This is a genomic window from Carboxylicivirga sp. (assembly GCF_982718395.1).
In genome coordinates, this window is sequence record NZ_CEXQWX010000207.1 from 1 (window position 1) to 9825 (window position 9825).

The 9825-nt window shown below is 32.8% G+C and carries 9 protein-coding genes; 1 reads left to right on the forward strand and 8 read right to left on the reverse strand.

Annotated elements, in window-relative coordinates:
• Positions 1–330, reverse strand: a 330-nt coding sequence (gene dtd / locus AC4MRQ_RS23185; protein WP_491200109.1) for a D-aminoacyl-tRNA deacylase, incomplete at its 3' end; no start/stop codon positions are given.
• Between the two features lie 198 nt (positions 331–528).
• Here dtd and lplA point away from each other — a divergent pair.
• Entirely contained in the window at positions 529–1515 is a 987-nt protein-coding gene (gene lplA / locus AC4MRQ_RS23190; RefSeq protein WP_491200110.1) for a lipoate--protein ligase, read from the forward strand.
• A 60-nt stretch (positions 1516–1575) separates the two neighbouring features.
• Here lplA and uvrC read toward each other — a convergent pair whose 3' ends face one another.
• The 7 genes from uvrC to lolB1 form a co-directional block, all read right to left on the reverse strand.
• Positions 1576–3393, reverse strand: a complete 1818-nt coding sequence (uvrC, locus tag AC4MRQ_RS23195; RefSeq protein WP_491200111.1) for an excinuclease ABC subunit UvrC — start codon at positions 3391–3393, stop codon at positions 1576–1578.
• Entirely contained in the window at positions 3383–5020 is a 1638-nt protein-coding gene (gene ade / locus AC4MRQ_RS23200; protein WP_491200112.1) for an adenine deaminase, read from the reverse strand. Before ade ends, uvrC begins: the two co-directional genes overlap by 11 nt.
• A 22-nt stretch (positions 5021–5042) precedes the next feature.
• Complete coding sequence (gene mnmG / locus AC4MRQ_RS23205; RefSeq protein WP_491200113.1) at positions 5043–6920, reverse strand: tRNA uridine-5-carboxymethylaminomethyl(34) synthesis enzyme MnmG; 1878 nt, start codon at positions 6918–6920, stop codon at positions 5043–5045.
• A gap of 41 nt (positions 6921–6961) precedes the next feature.
• Entirely contained in the window at positions 6962–7384 is a 423-nt protein-coding gene (gene ybeY, locus AC4MRQ_RS23210; protein WP_491200114.1) for an rRNA maturation RNase YbeY, read from the reverse strand.
• Positions 7384–7779: an ATP-binding protein gene (locus AC4MRQ_RS23215; protein WP_491200115.1), complete on the reverse strand. Its 396-nt coding sequence runs from the start codon at positions 7777–7779 to the stop codon at positions 7384–7386. The genes ybeY and AC4MRQ_RS23215 overlap by 1 nt, the downstream gene beginning before the upstream one ends.
• Positions 7780–7909: 130 nt before the next feature.
• On the reverse strand, positions 7910–9061 hold the full coding sequence (locus AC4MRQ_RS23220; RefSeq protein WP_491200116.1) for a murein hydrolase activator EnvC family protein: 1152 nt from the start codon (positions 9059–9061) through the stop codon (positions 7910–7912).
• The coding region (gene lolB1, locus AC4MRQ_RS23225) for a lipoprotein insertase outer membrane protein LolB1 (protein WP_491200117.1) at positions 9051–9825 on the reverse strand (775 nt) is incomplete at its 5' end. The genes AC4MRQ_RS23220 and lolB1, both read right to left, overlap by 11 nt.

A 9825-nucleotide genomic window follows, 5' to 3' on the forward strand; every position in this document is an offset into this window, starting at 1 on the left:
AACAAATTCCTTATAAAGTGGAATCGCAATATCAGGTCCGGCTGCATTCACATATGATGGTCGATTACCTTTCTTTGTTCGGGCATGTAATGTAAACTGGCTAATCACTAAAAATTCTCCTTTAACGTCAAGAACCGATTCGTTCATTACCCCGTCTTTATCGTCAAAAATTCGCAGATTACAGGTCTTTTTAACCAACCAATCAATATCGTCTGAACTATCATCAGTTTTGATACCTAGCAATATCATTAAGCCATTACCAATGGCTGATTTTACTTCACCACTAATTGAAACGGAGGCCTCACTTACTCTTTGAATTACTAACCGCATAAACAATTTTTTAGAAACCGAAAATACAATTTATCTTTCGATAGTTAATGAATAATTCAAGAAACAACCGACCAATTAGTCTATTGACGTGATAAATAAACAAAAACAATAATTATGAGTTTAAATATGACTGTAACAAATATGGAAATACCGATTTATAACACACTACAATACTAATATTCAACCTTCTACGCAATAATGAACGGACTTGTAAGCATTACTAATGATCCTGGTATTAACCTGGCAACGGAAGAGTATTTACTTCGTCACACCAACCATGATGTGTTTTTTCTTTACACAAACTCACCCTCAATAATTATTGGTAAACACCAGAATACACTTGCTGAAATCAATTATGAATACATTAATCAACGCAATATCCCTGTCTACCGCCGACTCTCTGGAGGTGGTACAGTCTATCACGATCTGAACAATTTAAACTTTTGCTTTATACAAACGGGTAAAAAAGGTGAATTAGTGAACTTTGCCAAATACTCAGAGCCTATTCTACTTGCATTAAATAAATTAAATATAAAGGCTACTTTCGGAAAACGTCATGACATTCAGATAAAAAAAAAAAAAATATCAGGCAATGCATCACATGTATACAAAAATAGAGTAATGCATCATGGAACACTACTTTTTAATTCCGATTTGAGTATTTTAAATAATTCTTTAAAAACAAATCCCTTATCCATTAAAGATAAAGCAGTTAAATCTGTCCGAAGTGAAGTAACAAATATTACAGATTATCTGACGAAACCTCTATCCTATACACAATTCAAATCGTATATCTTTGATTTTTTACTGAACTACTACAATACGAGCAGTACGATCCAATTAAACAAACCAGAAATAAGCCAAATAGAAGCTATTTTTAAGGAGAAATACAACACGTGGGAATGGAACTATGGATACAGTCCTAATTTTGAATTAAACCGCTCTTATAAAATTAATTCAGGTGCCAGAGTTATATCTTTAATTCGTGTAGAAAAAGGTCTTATTTCAGAATGTCAACTAAAGATCTCAGACAAAAGTTTAAAAATGTACTTCGATGAGATCTGTAAACATGTGATAGGAATACAGCATAATTCAATATTAATAAAAGATGAGTTATATAAACTAAAATCAATTCATTTGAGTGAAAACGAACTCAATTTAGTTATAGATGGATTTTTCAACTAAAAAGAGAAAAATTATACAATAAAAAAAACAACTATACTACTGAATTACAATAGATTAAAGCTATTTTTTTTGATTAAAATATGAATATATTTTACTAGCTTTATAATTACCTACAACAGCTGATAAATTCTCAATTGTGGCAGCTTTAATTTTGTTAAATGACTTGTAATTCTTAAAAAGAACTTCGATTGTTTTATCTCCAATTCCTGGAATACTATTTAGTTCCGAATTAATAAAATTAATCGAGCGTTTTTGCCGATGGAAGGTAATTCCAAATCGGTGCGCTTCATTTCTTAGATGCTGAATAATTTTTAAGGTCTCTGAATTTTTATCCAGATACAAAGGAACCGGATCTCCTGGATAAAAAATTTCTTCAAGCCGCTTAGCAATTCCAATAACAGAAATTTTATCAGATAAATCCAAATCTCGTAAGATCTTTACTGCAGCTCCTAATTGCCCTTTTCCTCCATCAATAACAACTAACTGTGGTAAATCACTTCCTTCCTCTTTTAATCGCTTATAACGCCGATAAACAACCTCCTCCATCGAAGCAAAATCATTGGGACCTTCAACAGTTTTAATATTAAAGTGACGGTAATCCTTTTTGAAAGGTTTTCCATTTCGAAAAACAACACAAGCAGCTACGGGGTTTGTGCCTTGAATATTCGAATTATCGAAACACTCAATATGTCGTGGTAATACTTTTAGGCGTAGATCTGTTTGCATTACTTTAAGAATACGCTCCTCTCTTGGTTCTTTTTTATGCAGTGATTGCTGTTTTAATTTATCTAAGCGATAATACTTAACATTGCGTTCAGATAAATCCATTAACTTTTTTTTATCACCAATTTTAGGAATAATAAACTTAACTCTTTCAAATTCTAAGTCCATTTTAAAAGGAATCAGAATTTCACGTGCCAACAACTTTAAACGATTTTGCATTTCAGAGATAGCCATCTCTAAAATTTCTGCTTGAGTTTCATCTAATTTTTTGCGAAACTCCATAGTATGCGATTGAATAATTGCACCATTAACAACTCGTAAAAAATTTACATAAGCAGCTTTGTCATCATCGATAATGCTAAATACATCAATATTTGTAATCTTAGGATTAACAACTGTCGATTTTGACTGATAACCTTTTAATAATTCAATTTTAGTTTTTACCTCCTCTGCCTTTTCAAACTCCAGTTCATTTGCATAATCCATCATTACTTGATGCATGTATTTCAGTACTGATGATATATTTCCCTGAAGTATATCTTTAATAGATTGAATATTTCTCTGATATGAATCTTCGTCGTATTTATCTATACAAGGTGCCTTACATTTGCCAATATGATATTCTAAACACTCACTAAATTTGCCAGCTTCAATATTCTCTTTACTCAATTTATGCTTACATGTTCGTATAGGATAAATCTGCCGGAAGAGCTCAATTAAAGTACGCACCATTCCAACTGAAGTATAAGGACCAAAATAACTACTTCCATCACGTACAAAATTCCTGGTTTGAAACACACGTGGAAAACGCTCATTTTTGATCACTATATAAGGAAATGACTTATCATCTTTGAGAAGAATATTGTAGCGAGGCTGATACTTTTTAATAAGGTTATTTTCGAGCAAAAGAGCATCTTCTTCAGAATCGACAACAATGTGTTTAATATCAAAAATCTTCCTAACCAGTATGCGTGTTTTCCCATCATCATGCTGTTTAGAAAAGTAAGATGCTACTCGTTTCTTTAAATTTTTTGCTTTACCTATATAAATAATAATACCATCTTCGTTAAAATACTGGTAAACACCAGGCGAAGATGGTAAGGCCTGAACTAATAATTTCAGTCTGTTTTCTCGTTCCAAAGTACTACTCTTCATCTACAAACAAGCTAGTAAATGAAAACTTATTGACATCAAATAATCCTTTATCCCCTATTTTTAATGATGGAATTACTAACAAAGACATAAAAGCAAGTGTCATAAACGGAGCTTTCATTGCACATCCCATTTCCTCTACAAAAGCATTAATTTCAGAATATTTTTGGGCTACTACCACTCCAGATTCATTACTCATCAATCCAGCAACTGGTAATTTTAACAACAATTCTTTATCAGCATCACATGCGATAATTCCTCCTTTTGCTTCAATAATTCCATTTACAGCTTTAACGAGTGATTCATCATCACATCCAATAGCAACGATATTATGACTATCGTGTGCAACAGAACCAGCCAAAGCACCCTTTTGTAAACCAAAATTCTTTATAAAACCTACGACAGGTTTAGCAGCCGAATAGCGATTAAGTACCACTATTTTTAAGATATCTTCATCCACATTCGACTCGATTTTTTCTCCTGTCTTTTTATTTGTTGCCCAAATATATTCTCCTGTTAACAACTCGCCATCCTCAGCCTGCATTACCTTTAAACTTGGCGAATCAGTAGGTGCCATAACTTTTACATCATCAATCGATATTGGTTTACAATTAAAATGATTAATGACCTCAGATTCCGGAATACTAAACAAAGCTTTACCATTTTTAGCCACCTTGTTTCCATCAATATAAGTTTCCAATACATTAAAGGATTCCTTAGAATCTACACATATAAAATCAGCCGCATCTCCTTCACGAAGTAAACCAATTGGTAGGTTATAATGCTGTACAGGATTAATAACTGCTGTCTGATATAAATCAAAAATTGAATATCCCTTACTTAGGCCGAGACGAATTAAACGATCAATATGCCCCTTTTCAATAATCAAATCCGGATGACTATCGTCGGTACATAGCATCGTATTTTTAGGTTCCCGCGTAATTAATGGGTGTAATGCTTCAAAATTTCTTGCTGCGCTTCCCTCCCTTATCTGCGTTTTTATACCAAGTTTTATTTTATCTAAGGCCTCTTGTATTGTAAAAGATTCATGATCTGTAGTGATTCCTCCTTCGGCATATTTAAATAAATCATCCCCCTTCATACCCGGAGCATGTCCATCAATCGGAACATTATATTCTTGAGCTAATTTTAACTTTCTCCAAACTTCTTTATCTCTATTTATAACACCAGGAAAATTCATCATTTCTGCAAGAAAAGGTGCTCCATTTTGAAGTAAAACTTCAATATCATCACAACTAATCTTAGCTCCAGATGTTTCAAAATCAGTAGCAGGCACACACGATGGAATACCAAAAAAGCATTTTAATGGTACCTTATTACCATCCTCCACCATATACTCAATTCCCTTTACTCCCATCACATTTGCAATTTCGTGTGGGTCTGAAACAACTCCAACCGTTCCACGTGGAACAACTAATTCTGCAAAACGAGAAGGAATTAACATACTACTTTCAATATGAACGTGGCTATCTATTAATCCAGGTAATATGAAATTAGTATAGGTATTACTATCCTTTTCTACTTTTTCTATAATACCCTTCCTTATATGTATTTTACCAGAGAAAATTTCTCTCTTAAAAATATCAACAATATTTCCAGATACAATCATATAATTTGTTTCACGTGGAACATTACCTTCCCATTAATACTAAAAGCACATTAACATCACTTGGTGAGACTCCAGAAATTCGACTCGCCTGACCAATAGTTTCGGGCTTAATTTTAGTTAATTTTTGTCGAGCCTCGGTTGAAAGAGATTTAATAGATTCGTAATCAAATTTATTAGTAATACTCAAATTTTCTAGACGCTTAAATTTATCAGCTAATAAACGTTCACGATTTATATAGCCAGAATATTTAAGAATAATCTCTGCACTTTCAAGAACTTCTTCTCTCCTACTTTTATCTATTGTATGTACAAAATCTGAAAAAGGTTCAACCCCTTCGATTAAATCAACAATAGTAATTTGAGGACGCATTAATATATCAATTAACTTAACCCCTTGCTTTAACGGTGTGGTACCTTTTGATTCCAACCAAGAATTAATGAATTTAGCCTTAACGCTAAACGTTTTTAAAAACTCAATAACAGAATCGCGAAGTCTAACTTTTTCTTCTAAATGAGATAATCGCTCTTTAGAGGCTAAACCTAATTTACGACTCTTTGGTGTTAATCGAGTATCTGCATCATCTTGTCGAAGTAAAATTCTAAATTCTGCGCGAGAGGTAAACATACGATAAGGCTCATCAACACCCTTAGTTACCAAGTCATCAATTAAAACACCAATATATGCTTCATCCCTCGACAGTATAAAATCCTCTTTTTGATTAATCCTTTGGTGTGCATTGATACCCGCAATTAATCCTTGGGCTGCAGCTTCTTCATAACCAGTTGTACCATTAATCTGACCGGCAAAAAATAAGTTAGAGATTTTTTTTGTTTCCAAAGTATGCTTTAATTGCGTCGGCTCGAAAAAATCATACTCAATGGCATAACCTGGACGAAACACTTTTACATCTTCTAAACCAGGAACCAACTTTAAAGCATCAATTTGAGTTTGCAAAGGCAATGAAGAACTAAAACCATTTAAATAATACTCAATTGTACTTTCACCTTCGGGCTCTAAAAATAACTGATGCCTATCCTTTTCGGCAAAGGTTACAATTTTAGTTTCAATACTTGGACAATAACGTGGCCCAATACTTTGAATTGTACCATTATACATTGGGGATTCATCTAGTCCGGTTTCAAGAACTTTATGAACCTCTTTATTTGTATATGTGATATAACAACTACGTTTGGTTAATCCATTATCAGGCGAAGGTAAATAACTAAACCGATAATTACCCACATCACCCCTTTGCTCTTCTAATTTATCAAAATTAATACTTCTCTCATCAATACGTACAGGAGTGCCCGTTTTCATACGCCCTACAGCAAAACCTCTTGACAAAAGTTGTTCAGACAAACCTTTTGAAGCTGGTTCAGAAACACGACCACCTTCAGAAGTAACTGATCCAATGTGCATTAGACCATTTAAAAAGGTTCCTGTAGTTAAAACAACGGCCTCTGATAAGAACTCTACATTATTTGCAGTTCTAACACCCTTAATTATGTTATCTTCTAAAATAAATTCATCTACAGAATCTTGCCAGAAAAAAACATTTGGAATTTTTTCCAGTTGCGTTCTCCACTCCGACGAAAAAACCATACGGTCACATTGAGCACGAGGACTCCACATTGCCGGTCCTTTAGATCGGTTTAACATCCTAAATTGAATTGAAGACTTATCTGTAATTATTCCTGTATATCCTCCAAGTGCATCTATTTCACGAACAATTTGACCTTTTGCAATTCCTCCAATAGCCGGATTACAAGACATCTGAGCAAAGCGTCCCATATCCATAGTGACCAGCAATACCTTACTACCCAAGTTGGCAGCAGCAGCAGCAGCCTCACATCCGGCATGACCTCCTCCTACGACAATAACATCGTAATTAAAATCCATACGTTAAAAATTATTCATTTACTGTTAGATAAACAGCAAAATTAATGAAAAGTTGACAACAACAATAAGGCTGAATCCTCTTCAGCACGCATTTGTTGCTTTTCAAGGTCGGTTGAATCTTTAAAACCAATTAAATGGAGAATACCATGTATTATTACACGCTTTAACTCTGTTTCATATTTGGTATTAAACAGGTCAGCATTAGACTTTACAGTATCGATACTGATAACTAAATCACCAGATATAACATCACTCGAACAGTAATCAAAAGTTATAATATCAGTATAATAATCGTGATTTAGATATTGTTGATTGATCTGTAATATGTGTGGATCATCACAAAAGAGATAGTTGATATCTCCTTCATGCTTTTTATATTTATCAATAATTAAAGAAATCCATTGCTTTATTTTATCATTTAAAACTGATGGCAAAGCAACATTTTGAACCAAAAATTGAATCATCAAACTACATTGAATGTCATTTTAACAATACTCCCCTCCGCATCAAATTCAATTTCGTCTGCTAAATGATGCATCAGGAAAATACCTCTTCCATGCGTTTTTTCAAGATTTTCTGGTTTAGTAGGATCAGGAACATTAGTATAATCAAAACCAACTCCTTCGTCAATAATTGTAAACTCAACTTTATCAGAGTCAATTACATACTCAACAGTAACAATTTTGTCCTTATTAAGCTTATTACCATGAACAATTGCATTATTAACGCCCTCTACTACAGCTAATAACAATTTCCCGTAGATATCATTATGCAACTCGTACTTATTTGACAGATCATCAATTAATTTTTCGACAATATTGATATTTTTTGTCTCAGAGTTGAATTCTATTTTGTTCACGGTCAATTCCATTTGATACACCTTAAAATTAGATAGATAATCCAATATAACAAAGGATCATTCCCAATTAACTAATATTACTCGAGCATTTATACGTAAACTCAACAAATTAGTTTTAAAAAAAGTTAAATTATTTCAACAACCAATTAACCGGGTTTAATTTCACACTTTCTTCCCAGATTTCAAAGTGTAAGACACCCGAATTTTCGCCCTTTCCATTATATATAGTACCAATTACGGTACTTTTAGTTACATTTTCACCAGGATTTACATGAACCTTATCTAAATTGGCATAAACGGTTAAAAATCTTCCATGTCTGATCAAAACAGCTTTATTATAACCTGGTATTGGTACAATTCGCGAAACCTTGCCACTAAAAACCGATTTAGCTTCTAAAGACTCACTACTCTGTATATCCACTCCATTATTATTAACCTTAACATACTTTAAAACAGGATGTTGATGTTCACCAAATTGACTAACAATTACTCCTTTATTAACAGGCCAGATTAACTTACCTTTCGCAAGGTGAAAATCAGATTCATCTACACTTTTAGTCGATAATTCGGCAATAAGCTTTAAAATAGTATTTTCAAGCTTCTTCAGTGCTTTCTTTTGTTGTCTGATATCACGCTTTAATGACGACTCCTTTTGTTGTAAACTTTTTATATTACTACTAACCAATTCCTGATCACTAACTAATCTTTCATATTGACTATTTACAGTATTTAAGGCGTTATTTTGCACTTTTAACTTGGCATCGAGTAATGAATGACTTTCTTCTAATTCAGTCGATTTTTCCTTGATTAGAACCCCTTGATTATGACGAAAACGATTGTATTCCTTTAACATGCTATATCGTCTGTATGCCTCATTAAAGCTTTCAGCTCCAAAGAAAAAAGACAACTCATTATAGCGTTTCTTATTAGCAAACGTTTGTTTTATCAAGCGCTCATATTGAGTTTTTAATTCATTTAAACTTTTCTCAGTATTAGCAATTTCTTCCTTAATATCAGTTATTTCATCCTTTAGTAAATCTATTTCACTCTGATATAAAGAAATTAGTCTTTCTCGATCAACTATTTGTTGATTCAAGACTGTCACACGCTTTAAATTACTCTCTTTTTGCCTACTATACTTTTCAAGCAACTTTGTAGAGTTATTTATCTTCTTGCTTAAATTATCCTTTTGACTTTCTAACTCAGCAATATCCTGAGCATTAGATGAAACAAAAGACAAAAAAAGCAGAAACGATATGACAAACAGACTCTTACCTGACATTGCTTAGATCATTTTTTTTATATTTTTCAGAAACCTTAAATCCAATTGAGTTGTCACCGTTGACCTCAATGTTCTCAAAATTGATTTGCAAAGCAAAATTATCCAATCCCTTTTTCCCTTCAATAAGCAAGGATGTAGCAATCAAATCATCATTGTGTTCTATAAAGTCAGAATATGCTACGGACACCTGACTATTAGCAGAAAAATCTTTAATATACACCTTGCTAACTTTGAAGATATCAGGTAAAATCGAAAACTGATGAAATATAATATTTTCAGTTTTTTCCTTTTTATATTTTCTGGAGAATTTTCCGTCTTTTAACGACTGTAACTGATATACATTATCGCTACAATAATGTTTATATCGCTTCAAATACTTATCCTTATCATCTACCGGATAAACAAACATTTCATTATTCAATATACTTTGAAGCGTTTCGTAATTAAGCTCTATTAAAAACTTATCCCACAATACTTTATAATCGCCAAACGAATAGTTCTTTTTCGGTCGGTCGATAATTTCCACAGTACCTTCGGTTAAACGAACACGATAAAGCTCCATGCCCATTAATGGGATGATAGATACAACTATAGATGAATCCCTAAGTATGTATAAGTTTCCCTTAAATGAATCGGTCTTATCATTGAAAGTAACCTTAGCCTTAAATTTTTTGAAGAATATGGAGTTATAATCTAAATAATTATCTGTAACAGAAGATATAAGCTTTGCATCAGGTATATTTTTCAACTCTCCTTTGCTATTA